At 74.5% G+C, this 18,523-nt stretch carries 8 protein-coding genes; 7 read left to right on the top strand and 1 reads right to left on the bottom strand.

Annotated elements, in window-relative coordinates; translation table 11 throughout:
- Positions 1-323 precede the first annotated feature (323 nt).
- Genes E1264_RS00085 through E1264_RS00075 form a run of 3 tightly spaced genes read left to right on the top strand, consistent with a single transcriptional unit; the run spans position 324 to position 3,780 of the window.
- Positions 324-2,075, top strand: a complete 1,752-nt coding sequence (locus E1264_RS00085; protein ID WP_132168214.1) for a fatty acyl-AMP ligase — start codon at positions 324-326, stop codon at positions 2,073-2,075.
- The gene (gene fabG / locus E1264_RS00080; RefSeq protein WP_132168212.1) at positions 2,072-2,797 is read left to right on the top strand and encodes a 3-oxoacyl-ACP reductase FabG; all 726 of its coding nucleotides are present in this window, start codon (positions 2,072-2,074) and stop codon (positions 2,795-2,797) included. Before E1264_RS00085 ends, fabG begins: the two co-directional genes overlap by 4 nt.
- A 23-nt stretch (positions 2,798-2,820) precedes the next feature.
- Complete coding sequence (locus E1264_RS00075; RefSeq protein WP_132168210.1) at positions 2,821-3,780, top strand: phytanoyl-CoA dioxygenase family protein; 960 nt, start codon at positions 2,821-2,823, stop codon at positions 3,778-3,780.
- A 68-nt stretch (positions 3,781-3,848) separates the two neighbouring features.
- Here the strand turns inward: E1264_RS00075 and fabI are convergent, their stop codons facing one another.
- Complete coding sequence (fabI, locus tag E1264_RS00070) at positions 3,849-4,613, bottom strand: enoyl-ACP reductase FabI (RefSeq protein WP_132168208.1); 765 nt, start codon at positions 4,611-4,613, stop codon at positions 3,849-3,851.
- 154 nt (positions 4,614-4,767) lie between these two features.
- On the opposite strand from fabI, the gene E1264_RS00065 reads away from it, so the two are divergent.
- The 4 genes from E1264_RS00065 to E1264_RS00050 are packed head-to-tail and all read left to right on the top strand — an operon-like array spanning position 4,768 to position 18,469.
- Entirely contained in the window at positions 4,768-10,350 is a 5,583-nt protein-coding gene (locus tag E1264_RS00065; protein ID WP_132168206.1) for a type I polyketide synthase, read from the top strand.
- A 3-nt stretch (positions 10,351-10,353) separates the two neighbouring features.
- Positions 10,354-15,531 carry a type I polyketide synthase gene (locus E1264_RS00060; protein ID WP_132168204.1) on the top strand — a complete coding sequence of 1,726 codons (5,178 nt, stop codon included), beginning with the start codon at positions 10,354-10,356 and terminating at the stop codon, positions 15,529-15,531.
- Entirely contained in the window at positions 15,531-16,793 is a 1,263-nt protein-coding gene (locus tag E1264_RS00055; protein WP_132168202.1) for an aldehyde dehydrogenase family protein, read from the top strand. The genes E1264_RS00060 and E1264_RS00055 overlap by 1 nt, the downstream gene beginning before the upstream one ends.
- Positions 16,790-18,469 (top strand): thiamine pyrophosphate-binding protein, encoded by a 1,680-nt coding sequence (locus tag E1264_RS00050; protein ID WP_132168200.1) that lies wholly within the window; start codon positions 16,790-16,792, stop codon positions 18,467-18,469. Before E1264_RS00055 ends, E1264_RS00050 begins: the two co-directional genes overlap by 4 nt.
- Positions 18,470-18,523 lie beyond the last annotated feature (54 nt).

Here is an 18,523-nt window from a genome sequence, read left to right as displayed (position 1 = left end):
CATCGTGGTCGTCCTCCTGTGCCGGACGCGCAGGCCCCTGTGCCGGGCGCGCGGGCGGGAGCCGCCTTTCCTGGATATCCGTCCATTGCAAATATGCCGGGGCTCGGCGATGGCGATTCGATCCCGCATTTGGAAGTGTCCTGAACGTAGCAAGATTCGCCAGGTTCACGGCGTCGTGTCAACCCCTTGCGAGCCAATGAAGGGCCGCCGCCAAGGCTCTATATCAATGGGTGTATAGACAAGGATAGATGGCATATATGTGATCGCACTGGAAGGATCGTGCGCATGTCTGACCTGGCTATGGATTCGAGGTGGAATTGGCGATGACGATTTCGCTGGAGGCGTCCGACGTCGACCTGAGCGAATCCATGGTCGACGTGCTGCGCCGGCTCGCCCGGCACGATCCGGCGGCGCCGGCCTTCACCTTCGTCGAGTTCGCCGGCGGCCGCCGGTCGGAGGCGGCCGCGCTGACCTTCGGCGAGCTGGACCTGCGGGCGCGGGCGGTCGCCGCCGAGCTGCAGGCGCTGACCGTCCCCGGTGACCGGGTCGCGCTCCTGCTTCCCCAGGACGCCTCGTACGTCGTCGCGTTCTTCGGTTGCCTCTACGCCGGTGTCCTGGCCGTGCCGCTGTTCCCGCCGGACGGGCGCCAGGGCGACCGCCTCCGCTCCGTGCTCGCCGACTGCGGCCCGCGGTACGTCCTCAGCACGGTCGCGGGCAGGGGGACGGTCGACGCGTTCCTGGACGAGTTCCCCGACCACACCGTGCAGCAGGTGATCCCCGTCGACGAGATCCCCGCGGGCGTGGCCGAGCAGTGGCGCGCGCCCGAGGTCGCTCTCGACCAGGTCGCCTATCTGCAGTACACCTCCGGCTCCACCAGCCGCCCGGCCGGTGTGCGCGTCACGCACCGGAACATCGTCACGGCGTGCTGGCAGACCCGCAGCCGCGGCGAGTTCTCCGGGCACGGCGTCGTGGTCTCCTGGCTGCCGTTCTTCCACGACCTGGGCCTCGTCGTCGGGCTGCTGATGCCGGCCAGCGTCGGCGCCCACGCCGTGCACCTCACCGCCTGGGCGTTCGTCCAGGATCCGCGCCGCTGGCTCGACGTCATCACCCGGTACCGGGGGACCTACACGGCCGCGCCGAACTTCGCCCTCGACCTGTGCGTGCGCCGGGTCACCGGGGACCGCAGGGAGGGGCTCGACCTGAGCTCGCTCAAGGACCTGCTCAGCGGCGGCGAGCAGGTGCGTCCCGCGAGCATGGCGGAGTTCGAGGCGGCCTTCGCCGGGTGCGGGCTCCCCGAGCACACCCAGGCCGCGGGCTACGGCCTCGCCGAGGCCACCCTGGGCGTCACGTCCTCGACGCCCGTCAAGGGCAGGATCATCGGCCACTTCGACCGGGCCGCGCTCGGCCGCGGGCACGCGCTGACCGCCGACCCGTCCGCCGCCGACTGCCTGCCGCTGACCAGCTGCGGGACGCCGCTGCCGGACGTCGAGCTGCGGATCGTCGACCCGGACGGCCACCAGGCGCTGCCTCCCGGCCGGGTCGGCGAGGTCTGGGTGCGGGGCCCCAACGTCGCCGACGGCTACTGGGCCCGGCCCGACCGCGACGCCGAGGTCTTCGGCGCGCGCCTGGCCGACGGGACCGGCCCCTGGCTCCGCACCGGAGACCTCGGTTTCCAGCGCGACGGGGAGCTGTTCATCACCGGCCGCCGCAAGGACCTGATCATCGTGGACGGCCGCAACCACTACCCCGACGACATCGAGGCCACGATCATGGAATCGCCGGCCGCGACCGCGCTCGGCCGGGCCGCGGCCTTCGCCGTCGACTCGGGCGACGACGAGTCCCTGGTGGTCGTCGCGGAGGTGCATCCGGCCAAGGCGAGAGCCGGGGCCCTCACCGTCGAGTCGATCGAGCGGGCCGTCCGGGAGCGCGTGGCCGCGCACCACGGCCTGGCGACCGGCACGGTCGTCCTCACCCGGCCCGGGGCGATACCGCGGACCAGCAGCGGCAAGGTGCGGCGCGGCTCCTGCCGGGACCTGTTCCTGTCCGGCGGGCTGCCGGCCCTGGACTGGTCATGAGCGCGTCCACCGCCCCGGCGGCGCGCTCGTGCCTGGTCACCGGCGGCAACCGCGGCATCGGGAGGGCCATCGCGGAGGACCTGGCCCGGCACGGCGACGCCGTCGCCGTCACCTACCGGACCGGGGAACCGCCGGCGGGCCTGCTGGGCGTCCAGTGCGACGTGACCGACGGGGCCCAGGTCGACGCGGCCTTCAAGACCGTCGAGGAGCGGCAGGGGCGCGTGGAGGTGCTCGTCGCCAACGCCGGCATCACCCGCGACAGCCTGCTCCCGCTGATGACCGACGAGGAGTTCATCTCGGTCATCGACACCAACCTGATCGGCGTCTACCGCGTGGTCCGCCGCGCGATGCGCGGGATCCTGCGCGCGCGGCGCGGGCGCATCATCCTGATCTCCTCCTCGGTGGGCATGCTCGGCGAGGCGGGCCAGACCAACTACGCGGCGGCCAAGGCGGGCCTGATCGGGTTCGCGAGGTCGCTGGTCCGCGAGGTCGGCGCGCGCGACATCACCGTCAACGTCGTCGCGCCCGGCTACGTCCAGACGGACATGACGGCCGGCCTGCCGGAGAGCGTGCTCGCCAAGTTCATCGAGCACACACCGCTCGGACGGCCCGCGGCGCCCGCCGAGATCGCCTCCGTGGTGCGGTTCCTGGCCGGCGATGAGGCGGCGTTCCTCACCGGAGCCGTGATCCCGGTGGACGGCGGCGCCTCCATGGGCCATTGACCGCCGCCCGAGAGGAGCACCCGATGCCTTCCCCTTCCACGCCCGACGAGCCACCCGCCCCCGGCGAACCGCCCGTTCTCGACGGGCGGCTCGCTCCTGACGAGCGGCTCGTTCCTGACGAGGTGCCGCGTTTCGGGCCGCCGTACGACTGGGCGGCCATCGACGCGGCGGTGCTGGAGTGGGGAGCGGCCGTCGTCGGCGGGCTGGTCGAGCGTGGCCTGCGCGACCGCCTCAACGAGGAGGTGGACGCCTGGCTGGCGCAGGACCTGGACTCCGGCCTCCCCCACAGCGGGACACCGGCGTACGACACCTTCCTCGGGTTCCGCACGGTGCGGCTGCTGGGGCTCGCCACCAAGTTCCCCAGCGCCCGCGACCTGATCGCCCACGAGCAGATCCTCGCCTGGGGGAACAGGATGCTCGCGCCGCTGTGCCGGCGGATCCTGCTCAACAGCGCCGACATCATCCAGATCGGCCCGCGGGAGACCCCGCAGGTCCTGCACCGCGACACCGACGGCTGGTGGCCCGAGCTGCTGCACCAGGAGCACCCGGTGGGCGTGACCGCGATGCTGGCGCTCACGCCCTTCACCACCGAGAACGGGGCGACGCGCGTCGTGCCGGGCAGCCATCGCTGGCCGCTCGGCCGCCGGGCCACCAGGGCCATGCTCCGCCCGGCGATCATGGACGAGGGCGACGTGCTGCTCTTCCGCGACGACGTCATCCACTGCGGCGGGGGCAACCGCACCAGGGACCGGTACCGGCGCGGGTGCGCGGTGAGCTACTGCGTCGGATGGCTGCGCCAGCGGGAGAACGGCACGCTGGTCGCCCCGCCCGACGTGGCCGCGGACCTGCCCGCCGAGATCGCGGAGCTGCTCGGCTACGCCGCGCACGACACCACGTCCACGGGCGGCGGGCTCATCGGGATGTACGACAACGGCGATCCGCGCGTCCTGCTCCGGCGCGAACCGGCCGGCCGGCCGTGGTAGGCGGCGCGCCCGCCGGGCGAGGCGGGCGAGGCGGCGCGCCGACCGTGCGGGACGGCGCGCCGGCCGGGCTAGGCGCCCATCGCGTGCGCGCCGCCGTCGACATGGACGATCTCACCGGTCGTCGCCGGGAACCAGCCGGACAGCAGCGCCACGCACGCCTGCGCCGCCGCGGTCTGGTCGCGGGTGTCCCAGCCGAGCGGCGCCCTGCGGTCCCACGACTCGTCGGACTCGTCGAACCCCGGGATGCTCCGCGCCGCGGTGGTGCGCAGCGGCCCCGCGGCGACCAGGTTGACCCGCACGCCGCGCGGCCCGAGGTCGCGGGCCAGGTAGCGGGCGCAGGACTCGAGGCCGGCCTTGGCCACGCCCATCCAGTCGTAGCCGTCCCAGGCCACCTGCGCGTCGAAATCCAGCCCGACGATGGACGAGCCCTTCCGCAGAACCGGCAGCATGGCGGCGGCGAGCGCCTTGAGCGAATATGTCGATACGTGCAGTGCCGTCGCGACATCGTCCCAGCCGGTGTTCATGAAATTGCCGCCAATGGCCGACTGCGGAGCGAAGGCGATGGCGTGCAGAACGCCGTCGAAAGCGTCCAGATGTTCGGTTGCGCGGGCGCTGAGCGACTCCAGTTGCCGGTCGTCGGTCACATCGAGCTCGATGACCGGACAGGGCTTGGGAAGCCGCTGCGCCATCCGGTTGACCAGGCTCATCCTTCCGTAGCCGGTCAGCACGATCTGGGCGCCCTCCTCCTGCGCGAGACGGGCCGCGTGAAAGGCGATCGAGGAGTCGGTGATAACTCCGGTGATCAGAATGTTCTTGCCGTCCAGAATACCCACGGAACCCTCCAGCCAAAGGAGTACCTGCAACGCTCGATAAACAATTAGTCGACGGTCGTCAGGGTGTCAACCTTTACATCGGATTTTCGATCCGTTTTTCATCAATCGTCCGGCGGTCATTTCGGGCTGTCTTTTCAGAGGTGAGGATCTCGCGATGGTGCGCAGAGGGCAGGTGCGCGACTGGCTGATCGGCTGGCTGGCCGGACGGGTGAACGAGCCGCCGGGCGCCGTCGACCCCGACCGGACGTTCGACGCCTACGGGCTGCGGTCCCGCGACCTGGTGGAGCTCTCGGGCGAGCTGGGCGAGCTCCTGGACCGGCCCGTCGATCCGCAGGCCGTCTACAGCCATCCGACCATCACCCTGCTCGCCGCCTACTGCGCGGAGCCGGTGCGGTCGGCGGAGCCGTCCGGCGGCGTCGCGTCCGGGTCACGGGAGGTCGCCGCCCAGGTCGCCGCGCGGCCGGACGAGGCGGTCGCCGTCGTGGGCCTGGGCTGCCGGTTCCCGGGAGGGGCCCACGACCCGGCCGGGTACGCCGCGCTGCTCCTGTCCGGGCGTTCCGGCACGCGGGACGTCCCCGCCGGGCGCTGGGGAGATCCGGGTCGGACCGCCGGCGGCACGGGCGGCTACCTCGACTGCGACATCGCGGAGTTCGACGCCGACTTCTTCGCGATCACGCCGAGGGAGGCGGCGGCGATGGACCCGCAGCAGCGGCTCGTCCTGGAGGTGACCCAGGAGGCGCTGGAGCACGCCGGCCTGGCCACCCGCTCGCTCGCGGGCTCCCGGACGGGCGTGTTCATCGGCGCCTCCACGTCCGACTACAGCCTGCTGCAGCTGCGGGACCCGGCCGCGGTCGACGCCTGGACCGCCACCGGCTCCTCGCCCAGCATCCTGGCGAACCGGGTCTCGCACCTGTTCGGGCTGCGCGGGCCCAGCATGGTGGTCGATACCGCCTGCTCGTCGTCGCTGGTCGCCGTGCACCTGGCCGTGCGGAGCCTGCGGTCCGGCGAGAGCGACGTCGCGCTGGCCGGCGGGGTCAACCTGATCATCTCCCCGGCCATCGCGATCGGCTTCGACCAGGCGGGCGTCATGGCGCGCGACGGCAGGTGCAAGACCTTCGACGCCGCCGCCGACGGCTACGGGCGCGGCGAGGGCTGCGGGATGGTCGTGCTGAAGCGGCTGAGCGACGCCGTGCGCAACAACGACCGGGTGCTGGCGGTCGTCCGGGGCAGCGCGGTCAACTCCGACGGCGCCACCAACGGCCTGATGGCGCCCAACCCGGCGGCGCAGGAGTCCGTGCTGAGGGACGCGTACGCCGCGGCGGGCGTCGACCCGCGCGAGGTGGACTACGTGGAGGCGCACGGCACCGGGACCCTGCTCGGCGACCCCATCGAGGCGAACGCGCTCGGCGCCGTCCTGGGCGCGGGACGGCGGGCCACCAGGCCGCTGCTGATCGGGTCGGTCAAGTCCAACCTCGGGCATCTGGAGGCCGCGGCCGGCATCGCCGGGCTGATCAAGGTGGTGCTCGCGCTGTCCCACCGGCGGCTGCCCGCCGGCCTGCATTTCCGCGCGCCCAACCCGCACATCCGCTTCGATGACCTGCGGCTGCGGGTCGTCACGGCGCCGATCTCGTGGCCGCGCTACCGGGGCGCGGAGCCGCCGGTCGCGGGGGTGTCGTCGTTCGGGTTCGGCGGCACGAACGCCCACGTCGTCCTGGAGGCGGCGGCCGGAGCGGTCGAGGCCGGGAACGCGGGCGCGGGCTCGTTGCCGGCGCCGGCCATTTTCCTGATCGGCGGGAGCCGGCCCGAGCGCCTGGCCGACGCGTCCTCGGCGCTGCTGCGGCGGCTGGACGAGTTCGACGCGCTGGGCGCAGTCAACGCCCGCCCCTCGCTGACCGACATCGGCTACTCCCTCGCCCGGCGGGATCGCACGGCGCGCGCGGCGGTGCTCGCGCGGACGGCCGACGAACTGCGCGAGGGGCTCGGCGTCCTGGCCAAGGGCGGGGAGAGCCCCCGCGTCGTGCGCGCTCCGGACGAAGGCCCGCTGAACGGACCGGTCTGGGTCTTCTCCGGGCAGGGATCGCAGTGGCCGGGCATGGGGCGGCGGCTCCTGAAGGAGGACCACGCGTTCGCGGATGCCGTGGCCGCCCTGGATCCGCTGTTCGTCGCGGAGGCCGGGTTCTCGCTGCGGGGGCTGCTGGAGTCCGGGGAGGCCCCGCCGTCGGTGGACCGGATCCAGCCGGTGCTGTTCGGGATGCAGGTCGCCCTCGCCCGGACGTGGGAGGCGATGGGCATCCGGCCCGCGGCGGTCTTCGGGCATTCGATGGGCGAGGTCGCGGCGGCGGTGGTGGCGGGAGCGCTGTCCTGCGAGCACGGGCTCGCGGTGATCGCGCGCAGGTCGCGCCTGCTGCTGGACGTGGCCGGGCACGGCACGATGGCCTCGCTCGACCTCGCCGAGGACGAGGTGCTGAAGCTCGTCGCCCCCTACGAAGGGGTCGAGGTGGCGGTGCGCTCCTCGCCCCACCAGACGGTGATCGCCGGCGGTACGGAGCAGGTGCGGGCGGTGGTCGAGCAGGTGACGCGCGAGGGCGGGCGGGCCAGGCTGGTCGCGGTCGACTACGCGAGCCACTCGTCGCACATCGACCCGATCCAGGAGCGGCTGGTGGCCGCGCTAGCCGACGTCCGGGGCGGCCCGCCGGCGGTGCCGTTCTATGGGACGGTCCTGGAGGATCCGCGGGAGGTCCCCGCCTTCGACGCCGCCTACTGGGCGGCGAACCTCCGCCGCACGGTCCGGTTCAGCGCGGCCGTCGCGCACGCGGCGGACGACGGTTTCACGTGCTTCGTCGAGGTGTCTCCCCATCCGCTGCTGCTGCAGGCGGTCAGCGAGACCCTGGAGGACCGTGCGCGCCGTCCGGCCGTCCTGCCCACGCTGATCCGGGACCGCGACGAGGCCGCGACCATGCGCGCGCAGGCGGCGACGATCCTGCTCGGCGGCCGCCCGTCCGACCCGGACCGGCTGTTCCCCGGGGGCCGTGTCATCGACCTGCCCACCACCGCGTGGCGTCGCGCCCGGCACTGGATCGACGAGGCCCGGATACGGACGGGCAGCGGCGGCGGCCGTGCCGCCCCTGAGGCGGGGACACTGCTCGGTGAGCGTGTGGACGTGCCCGGCGTCCACGGGCTGGCGGTGTGGCAGGCACGCCTCGGCCCCGGCACGCTCCCCTACCCCGGGCGGCACTCGGTGGGAGGGGTCTCCCTGGTACCGGCCTCCGTGCTGGTCCACACCGCGCTGCGCGCGGCTCCCCGCTCGGCGGTCGCGACGGTCCGGTTGCTCCGTCCCGTGCTGCCGGACCGGGAGCAGGACGTCCAGGTGACGGTCCGGGGCCACGCGCTGGACGTCCACGTGCGACCGGCCGGACAGGACGGCGCCGCCTGGCTGCACAGCATGACCGCCGACCTGCTCCCTGCCGACGCCACCGAAGAGGCGCACCCCACGCCGGACGGGGACGAGAGCGCCACCAACCCGGCCGCGGTCCAGTCGGCGTTGAGCGCCGCCGGGGTAGAAGGCAACGCGTACCCGTGGCAGGTCACGTCCTTGTCCACCGGGACAGCCAGCCTCACGGCAAGCATCGTCTTCGCAGATGGCGACCCGACATTGGCGGGCGTTCTCGACGCCGCGCTGAGCATCGCGCCCCTGGCGGTCCCGGACGCGGCCGTCCGCGTGCCCGCGCGCATCGACCGGGTATCGGCGTACTCCGAGGCGAAGTTCGACGCGGACTCCCCCGTCGTTCTGCGCGTCGTCCAGCGTCCGGGCGAGGCGGAGCCCGGCGAGCTGGTCGTCGACATCAGCGCCGAAGGACCGGCGGGGCACCGCATTCTGGGCCTGAGCGGAGTCCGCTATGCGTCCCTCCAAGAGGACGAGACGCTGGACATGCGGCGGCTAGTCCACACCGTGGGTTGGCGAACGCTCGGCGAGGGCTCCGGCGCACAAACAACCACCCCGGCGGACGTCACCCTTCTCGGCCCGCCCTCGGAGCTGGCCGACCTGCTCCGCAACCGCATGCAGGACGCCGGCGCCACCGTCCGGCAGCTCGCGGACATTGAGGATTCCGCGCTGCGGGACGCCCCCACCGGGACATTCGTGCTGCTGCCTCACACCCCACCAGCGATGCTCGACGGCTGCCGGCGCGCCCTGCACGTGATCAACACGCTCGCCGAACGCCACCGCTCCGGCGGCGCCGTCCTCTGGCTCGTCACGGACGGGGTGCAGGCGGCCATGGACGAGAACGCACCGGCCGCGGCGGCCCTGTGGGGCCTGGCCAAGGTCGCGGCGGCCGAGTACCCGCACCTGCGGTGCGCCGTGGCCGACCTGTCCCCGGGGAGCGTCCCCGAGCGAGCCGCCTGGTTGGCGCGGCTGCTCCTCGATCCGCCGGACGAGAGCGTCGTAGTGGCGGGCGACGAGCCCCTGGTCCCGGCCGTCCGTCCGGCGGAGCCGGGGCAGGATCCGGGCGCGGGGCAGCCGCTGGGCTGCGCACCGGACGCCGGATACCTCATCACCGGCGGCCTGGGCGCGCTCGGCCTCCGGACGGCGCAATGGCTGGCCGATCGCGGCGCCCGCAGGCTCGTGCTCGCGGGCCGCACCGGTCCGCCGCCCCGGCACGCGTGGGACGGCGCCGTCGACGAGCGGTGGCGGGAGCCGGTCGACGCCATCCGGCGGCTGGAACGGCAGGGCGTCGCGGTACGGATCGCCCCGGTGGACGTGGCCGACTCCGAGGCCGTCGCCCGGCTGCTGGCCGACCTCGACCGCGAAGGCCATCCGCCGATCCGCGGGGTCGTGCACGCGGCCGGTGTGCTCGCCGACCGGATGCTCGCCGACACCGGCGCCGCGGACCTGGAGGCGGTGCTGCAGGCGAAGGCGGTGGGCGCGTCCGTGCTCCATCGCGCCTTCCCGCCCGGGACCGTGGACTTCTTCGTGCTGTTCTCGTCCGCGGGCACCTTGGCCGGGGTCCCCGGGCAGGGCGCCTACGCGGCGGCCAACGCCTCCCTCGACGCCCTCGCTCACCTACGGCGAAACCAGGGATGCGCCGCGACGAGCATCAACTGGGGCGTGTGGGACGGCCTCGGTTTCGGCCGGCACCCGGCGGCCAGGCTCGCCATCGACGAGCTGCGGGCGGCGGGGCTGCGGCCGCTCCGTCCCGGGGAGGCGTTCGCGGGCTGGGACCATGCGCACCGCGTCGGCGCCGCGCAGGCGATCGTGGTCCCGGTCACCGGGGCCGCCCCGGCGGTCAGGCCGCCCGGCCTGCTGGGCGAGGCCGTCGCGCACGCGAACGCCCCGGACCGGAGCACGGAGACCCAGGCGACCGATGCCTGGGCCGGGCTCGCACCCGCCGAGCGGCGCTCGCGGGTCGAGGCGACGATCACGGCCATCGCGGCCGACGTCATGGGCATGCGGCCCGGTGACGTCGAGCCCCGGCGCCCGCTCGCCGAGCTGGGCCTGGACTCGATCATGGCGCTGATGATCCGCAACCGGGCCGAGCGGGCGTTCGGCCTGCGCGTCCCGGCGACCGCGCTGTGGAACCACCCGACGATCGACGCCCTGACCACGTTCCTGGACGGGCGCCTGGCGGACGCGGACGACCCCTCTCCGGAGCCGGTCCCGCCCCCCGAAGGATCATCCGGCCCCGCGGCCCGTGGCTGGAACGACCTGCTCACCCACATCGAGAGCGCCGAAAGGAGCTGAGCCATGACAGGCATCACCGAACGGCTCACCGATCTGTCCGAGGACCAGCTGGCCGCGCTGTCGGACCGGCTCGCGGACGCGGCCGGGACGATCGCGGCCGAACCGATCGCGGTCGTCGGCATGGCGTGCCGCTTCCCCGGCGGGGCGGACAGCCCGGAGGCGTTCTGGAACCTGCTCGTCGAGGGGCGCGACGCCGTGACCGAGGTCCCGGCCGACCGCTGGGACACCGCCCAGCGAGGCGGGTTCCTGCGCGATGTCAGCGGCTTCGACGCCGCGTTCTTCGGCATCTCGCCGCGCGAGGCCGAGGCGATGGACCCGCAGCAGCGGATGCTCCTGGAGACCGCGTGGGAGGCGCTGGAGCGGGCCGGTATCGGACCCGGGTCGCTGGCGGGCAGCCGGACGGGGGTGTTCGCCGGGATCTACCACACCGACTACCAGCAGCTCTCGACCGAGATCGACGCGTACAGCAGCACGGGCAACGCGCACAGCGTGGCCGTGGGGAGGATCGCCTACCTCCTCGACCTGCACGGCCCCTGCGCGGCGGTGGACACGGCCTGCTCCTCCTCCCTCGTGGCGGTGCACCTCGCGGCGCAGAGCCTGCGCCTCCGGGAGAGCGACCTGGCCTTGGCGGGCGGCGTCAACATGATCCTGAACCCGTCCACGCACACGGCCATCGAGCAGTGGGGGGCGTTCGCCGCCGACGGCCGCTGCAAGTCCTTCGACGCCGCCGCGGACGGCATGGTGCGCGGCGAGGGATGCGGTGTCGTGGTGCTGAAACGCCTCGGGGACGCGCTGCGCGACGGGGACCGCGTGCTGGCGGTCGTGCGCGGTTCGGCGGTGAACTCCGATGGACGCTCGCAGGGCGTGACGGCACCGAACGCGAACGCCCAGGCGGCGGTGCTCAGGGACGCGCTCAGATATTCGGACACGCCCCCGGCCTCGGTGGGCCTGATCGAGGCGCACGGCACGGGCACGCACCTGGGCGACCCGATCGAGTTCGAGGCGCTCGACCGGGTCTACGGAGCGGGCGAGCTGCCGTGCGCGCTCGGCGCGGTCAAGACCAACATCGGGCACACGGAGGCGGCGGCCGGGATCGCCGGGCTCATCAAGTCCGTGCTGGCGCTCCAGCACGGCGTCATCCCGCCGAACCTGCACTTCACCAAGTGGAACCCCGCCATCGACGCGGACGGCGGCCGCTTCTTCGTCCCGACCGGGCCGGTCCCGTGGCCAGGCGCGGGCGAGCCGCGAAGGGCCGCGGTCTCCTCGTTCGGGCTCGGCGGCACCAACGCGCACGTCGTCCTGGAAGCCGGGCCGACCGCTCCGACGGGTGCCGGCGACGCGTCCGGTGCGGGTGCGGGCGTGTACGTGGTCTCCGGATGGGACGGCGAACGGTGCGCCGAGTCGGCCGGTCTCCTCGCGGACTGGCTGGAGGGACCCGGCGCCGAGGTCCCGCTGCCGGACGTCGGCACGACGCTGGCGCGGCGGGCGGGCGTCCGGCATCGTGCCGCGGTCGTGGCGGCCGGTCGTGACGAGCTCGTCGCGGGGCTGCGCGGTCTGGCCGCGGGCCGGGCCACACCGGGTGTCGCGGCTCCGCAACGGTGGGGGGAGCGCCGCCGGGGGCCTGTCTGGGTGTTCTCCGGACACGGATCGCAGTGGCCGGAGATGGGCCGCGAGCTCCTGGAGTCGGAGCCGGCGTTCGCGGCGGCGATCGCGGAGCTGGCACCGGTGATCAAGGAGGAGGTGGGCCTGTCGCTGGGCGAGGCCCTGGCGGAGGGCCGCCCTCCCGCCGGGCTCGCGGAGATCCAGGCGCTCATCTTCTCCATGCAGATCGCCCTCGCCGCGACGTGGCGTTCCTACGGGGTGGAGCCGGCCGCGGTGATCGGCCATTCGATGGGTGAGGCGGCCGCGGCGGTCGTGGCCGATGCCCTCAGCCCCGAGGAGGGCGCCAGGATCCTGTGCCGGCGCGTCCACGTGATCGCGGACGTGGACGGCGAGGGCGCCATGGGGTCGATCGAAGCGCCGCCCGGCGAGGTCGCGGCCCGGCTGACCGAGCTGGGCGTGGACGGCGCGGTCGGGGTGGCGGTGCTGGCCGGGCCCTCGCTGACGGGCATCGCGGGACGTCCGGACGAGGTCGCGCGGGTCATCGCCGACTTCGAGGCGCGGGACGTCCCCGCCAGGTCCCTGCCGATGGGCGTCGCGTCGCACACGGCGCTGATGGATCCGCTCGCCGAGAAGGTGCTCACCGCGCTGGACGGTCTCGGCCCGGGATCCGCCGAGGAACGGCCCCGGCGCCGCCCCTTCTTCTACTCGACGGTGACGGACGATCCGCGCGAGACGCCGTCCTTCGACGCACCGTACTGGGCGGACAACCTTCGCAAGCCGGTCCGGCTGTCCGCCGCGATCACGGCGGCGGCCGAGGACGGGTACGAGGTCTTCGTCGAGGTGAGCCCGCATCCGATGCTGAAATGGGCGCTGGAGTCGACGCTGGAGGCCGCCAAGGTCCGCGACCCGCTCGTCCTGCCGACGCTCCGGCGGGACCAGCCGGCGCAGGCCGCGATGCTCGCCCAGCTCGCCGCGCTGTGCTGCGATCATCTGCCGGTCCCCGGAGAGCGGCTGTTCCCCGGTGGCGGCGTCGCGCCGCTGCCCACCACCGCCTGGCATCGCCGCAGCTACTGGAGATCATCGTCACCCGGCGCCAGCGCACCGGCGCTCGCACCGGCCCTCACGCTGGGAGCCGCGAAACCGGTGCCGAGCGAGGCGGGCCACCCCCTCCTGGGCACGCGCACACGACCGGCGATCAGTCCCGGCACCCACCTCTGGCACGGACGGCTGGATCCGGCGTGGACGGACGGAAGCTCCGGCCTGCCGGAGGAGACGGTCTCGCTCGCCATGTTCGGCGAGATGGCGCTGGCCGCCGCGCGTGCCGCCGGACTGCGCCCCGCCGTGGCGCGCGACCTGTGCGTCCACGCGCCGCTGCAGCCGGGCGAGCGAGCGGAGGTCCAGACGGCGCTGACCCCCGAGGATCACGGCGGCGAGTCCGCCGCCCTGTTCGGCGTGAGGATTTACACCGCGGACGGCGACACGGACGGCTGGCGGCTGCGCGCGTCCGCCAGGATCCACCGGGCGACGGGGGAGCCCGCCACCGGCAACGGCTCGGAAGGCGCCGGACGGGCGGCGGCACTCGCCAGATGCCTGCACGCCGTGACGGCGCAGGCGGCCGAGAAGGCGCAGGTCTCCGGGACGCTGGTGCCCGCGGGCGTGGACAGCCTGGCCTGGGATCCGGCCGCGGACACCGTGAGCGCGCGCCTGCTGTCGGTCGAGCCCGCCGCCGCGGGTCCGGGCGGCGGCGCCCTGGCGGTGTCGGCGACGCTGGACGGGGTCAACGGCCTCCGTGGATCGCTGCGTGGGCTCCGGCTTGAGCCCGCCCCCGGTCCGGTGCCGGGCTCATGGGTGCACACCGTGGGCTGGCAGGAGCGTCCCCTCCCGGACGACGGGCCGCCCGATGAGGGCGGCTGGCTCGTCGTGAGCGACGGGTCCGGCGTGGCCGACGCCCTGGTCCGCGACCTGGCCGAGGCCGGGGCCGAACACCGCGTCGTCCCGATCCAGGACCTGGCGGTACCGGAAGCCGAGGACAGGATCGCGCGCCTAGGCCCGCTGAGCAGCGTCACCCGGGTCGTCCTGCCGGTCGGCCTCGACGCAGATGACGGGGGCACTGGGGACGACCCAGCGACCGCCCACCGCCTGACCCTCCAGGCGTGGCGGGTCGTCCACGACCTCGCGTCGGCGGGCGCGGACATCCCCCGCCTCTGGCTCGTGACCCGGTTCGCCCAGGCGGCGCGCCCCGGGGACCCGGTGCACGCCGCGCGGGCGGCGGTCTGGGGCGCGGCGCGGAGCCTCCTGCCCGCCCATCCCGGGCTGCACGGCGGCCTGATCGACCTGGACGACGGCCCGGCCGAACGCGCGGCCGGGCTGATCCGCCGGGAGATCACCGCCGCCGCGTCCGAGGACGAGGTCTGCCATCGCGGCGAGACCCGGCTGGTGCCGCGCCTCGTGCCGGGCGCGCTGCCGGACGGTCCGCCGCTGTCGATCGACCCCGGCGGCTGCGAGCTGGTGGTGGGCGCGACCGGCCGGGTCGGCCCGCTCGTGCTGCGGCAGCTGGCCGACCTCGGCGCCCGGCACCTGGTGGCCCTCTCGCGCCGCGGGCTGCCGGACACGGCGCCCGTCGTCCGGGAACTGCGCGACCGCGGCGTCACCGTGACCAGCGTGGCCGCCGACGTCGGGGACGAGGCCGCCATGCAGGCCCTGAGCGACCGCTTCGGAACCGACCTGCCGCCGCTGCGCGGCATCTACCAGGCGGCCGTCACCGGCGCGATGACACCCCTCGCCCAGATGGACGAGGACCACCTCGCCTCGATGTTCGGCTCCAAGGTCACCGGCACGCACCTGCTGCACCGGCTCGCCGAGTCCCACCAGGTGACGCGGTTCGTGTGCTTCTCCGCGCTGGCCGCGCTGCTGGGCGGCTGGGACGCCGCCTACTCGGCCGCCAACTGCTTCCAGGACGCGCTCGTCCTGCACCGGCGCTCCCGCGGCCTCCCCGGGCACACCGTGAACTGGGGGGCCTGGCGGGAGGGGCTCGCCGGGGCCCCGCAGCAGAAGCTGTTCGAGGGAGCCGGGCTCCGGCTGATGCCGGGCCGCAGGCTCACCGCCGTGCTGGGCCTGCTGGACGGCCGGGCCGCCCCCGGCCGGCTGGTCATCGCCGACGCCGACTGGTCCCAGGTCGGGACGGCCGACGGGAGCCGCCCGCCCAGCCTGCTCGCCGGCTACCTGGCCGAACCGGCACGGCACGGCGCGCCGCCGCCCGCAGAGGTCGGGACAGGCCTCCGCGACCAGGTCAGGGCCGTGATCGCCGACGTCCTCAAGCTTCCCTCCCCCGAGGCGCTCGACCCCGACCAGAACATCTACGACCTGGGGATGGACTCGCTGATGAGCATCCTGATCATGCGCGGGCTGCGGTCGCTGCTCGGGCACCCGCTACCGCTGGTGGAGCTGCGCCAGCACCCCACCGCCAACACCCTGGCCGGACGGATCGAGGAGATCCTCCGCGAGGGCGGCGGCGCCGAAGCGCCCGGGGCGCCCGGGGCGCCCGGGGCGTCCGGGCTCGGCCGGGAGGAAAGGCTCTGATGTACGCGTTCGCGACCGCGCCGCCCGGCGTCCCGGCGGGGGCCGCGCCCGGCCGGGGCCCCGGGGACCTGCAAGAAGTGCACGACCTGTCCATGGACCTGGTCGCGGCCGTCCTCGAATCGCAGCGGCGGCTGCTGGACGTGCTCACCGAGATCACGCCCTACGACGCCGCCCGCGACGAGCTGCACCGGGCCGTCCGCACGCTGACCGGCGCGACCTGGGAGATCGCCCGGAGCGACCCCGGGCGGCTCGGCCGGGTGGCGGTCTTCCTGCCGTCCAACAACGTCTTCTACTCGTACGTGCTGTTCGGGCTGGTCCCGGCCCTGTACGCGGACGAGGTCGCGATCCGGCCGTCGATGCGCACCCGCGACACCGCCCTGGCGCTGCACGAGACGATGCTCGCCCGGCGCCCGTGGCTGCGCGACCGGATCAGGCTCGCCGACGCGTCGCAGCGCGACTTCGTGAAGGTGTGCGCGGACGCGGACGCCGTCGTGTTCACCGGCCAGTACGACAACGGCCGCAACGTGCTGGAGCGCGTCGGGCCCGGCCCGCTCTTCATGATCATGGGCTCGGGTCCCAACCCGATGGTGGTGGGCCCGGCCGCCGATCCCGCCGAGGCGTGCCGGGCGCTGCTGATCTCCCGGCTCTACAACAGCGGCCAGGACTGCCTGTGCACCGATCTGGTCTTCGTCCACCGGTCCCGGCTGGACACGCTGGCCGGCCTGCTCCGTGACCACCTGGGCGGCCTGCCGGTCGGCGACCGCAGGCGTCCCGGCACGGTGGTCGCGCCGCTGGTCTACGAGGACGCCGTGCAGGGGGCGGCGGAGTTCCTGACCGCCCATCGCGAGCACCTCGTGTACGGCGGCGAGGTTCGTGTGGAGGAAGGCCACGTCGCCCCCAGCGTCGTGGTCCTGCCGGACGCCGCCGGGTTCGCGCCGCCCGAGCTGTTCGCACCGATCTTCTGCCTGTGCCCGTACGACGACGTGGCGGAGATCCAGGAATGGGCGGCGTCCCCTGGCGAGCTCGACCGTGGCATGTACGCCACGGTCTTCGGCGAACCGGCCCTCACCGGGGAGCTGCTCGGCAGCGCGGTGATCCGCCGGGACCAGACCACCTTCGACGCCGAGGACGGCAACCGGCCGTTCGGCGGCTACGGCCCGCAGGCGTCCAGCGTCCACCTCGGCGGGGAGCTCGTGGCCAGGCCGCTGCTGCTGTCGGCCGAGGCCGGGCGGGCGCGCCGCAGGGCGGAGGGCGGGCGATGACCGGCGTGTGGGACCTGGTGGCGGCCACGCTGGACGAGGCCGGCTGCGGCGTCGTGGTCGGGCTTCCGTCCGACGAGCCGGGCCTGCTGGACGCCGTGCGGCGCCGTCCCGCCCTCGCGGCGGTCGCGGTCCGCGACCAGCGGGCGGGCGCGTGTGCGGCGGTCGGCCACGCCGTGGTGTCGGGGCGGCCCGCCGTGCTGGCCCTCACCTCCGGCCCGCCGTTCCCCAACGCGCTCACCGGGCTACTCGAAGGGGCCTCGCTGTGCGCGCCCGTCGTCGTGGTCACCACCCGCGTCCCCGCCTCGGGCCTAGGGCGCGGCGGCTTCCAGGAGGTGGACCAGGCGGCGCTGGCCCGTCCGGTCGCCAAGGCCCACCTGCTCGTCGACGACCCCGACCGGCTGACCTGGGCGCTGCGCCGCGCGGTCCATCTGGCCGTCAACGGCAGGCCGGGCGTGGCCGTGGTGGAGATCGCCGACGAGGTGCTGCACCTACCGGCCCCGCCACCCGGCCCGGGCGGGCCCGTCCGGCGGTTGCGCGCGCTGCCGCCCGAGCCGGAGCTGGACCGCGCGGCGGAGCTGCTCGCCGGTGCCGAGCGGCCGCTGGTGCTGCTCGGCGGCGGTGCCCGGGCGGCGGATGCGGGACGGGCCGCGCTGGCTCTCGCCGAGCGGTGGCAGGCCCCGGTGCTCACGACGGCCGCCGGACGCGGAGTGATCGACGAGGGGCACCCGCTCGCGCTCGGCCTCGCCGGGCTGTACCTCACCCCACCGCTGGACATGGTGACCTGCGACGTCGACGTCCTGCTGGCCGTCGGCACCCGGCTGGAGGAGACCGCCCGGATGGGCTGGCCCGAGCTGGACGCCGTGCGCCTGCTGCACGTGGACTGCGATCCGGAGACGTTCGGTACGTCGCTGGAACCCGCCCAGGCGTTGCTGGGCGACGCCGCCCTGACCCTCGCCGCGCTGGACGAACGATTCGCGTCCCGCGCCCGCGCCGAGCGGACCGCCGGGAACCGCGCCAAGTGGCTGGACCAGGCGGCTCGGCTGCGGCAGGCGGCGCTGGACGACCACGCGACGCCGCCTCCGTTCGAGCAGAGCCCGGTAAGGGCGACGCTGGCCGCCGTCGCGGAGGTCTTCGGCGACGGAGCCGTGCTCGTGCAGGAGAACGGGCTGAACGACCTCTGGTCCTATCACTGGCCGGTGGTCAGCGTGGGCGCGCGCACGTCGGTCGTCGTGCCCGGCGAGCAGACGATGATGGGGTTCGGGGTGGCCGCCGCGCTGGGCGCCGCCGTGGCGGAACCGGGCAGGCCCACCGTGGTGCTGTGCGGTGACGGCGCTCTCACCATGAGCCTCCCGGCGCTCGCGACCGCCGCCGAGCTGCGCCGCGGGCTCGTCGTGGTCGTCTTCGACAACGCCGGTTTCGGCTGGCCCCGGTGGCTGCGCGGGCAGGAGTGCGCGCCGGACGAGCTGACCCGCTTCCAGGCCCGCCTCCCCCTGGACGCCATCGCCACCGGGCTCGGGGGCACCTACGCGGCTCCGGTCGGCGACACCGAGCTGCGAGACGCTCTACGAGAAGCGAGGAAGGCCGCGGCGGACGGGCGGCTCGCCGTCGTCACCGTCCAGCCACGGGAGGACGACGTACCGGTAGGCGTGCGCCGCCTCTTCGGAAGCGCACTATGACTCCTCGGCGGGCTAGGGCCCCTCGGCGGCCCTAGCCCGTCATGGCTCGGCCGG

This window comes from Actinomadura sp. KC216 (assembly GCF_004348535.1).
In the GTDB taxonomy this organism is placed as follows: domain Bacteria; phylum Actinomycetota; class Actinomycetes; order Streptosporangiales; family Streptosporangiaceae; genus Spirillospora.
The sequence above is the reverse complement of the archived record's forward strand: the minus strand, read 5'-3'. Positions and strand labels throughout refer to the sequence as shown.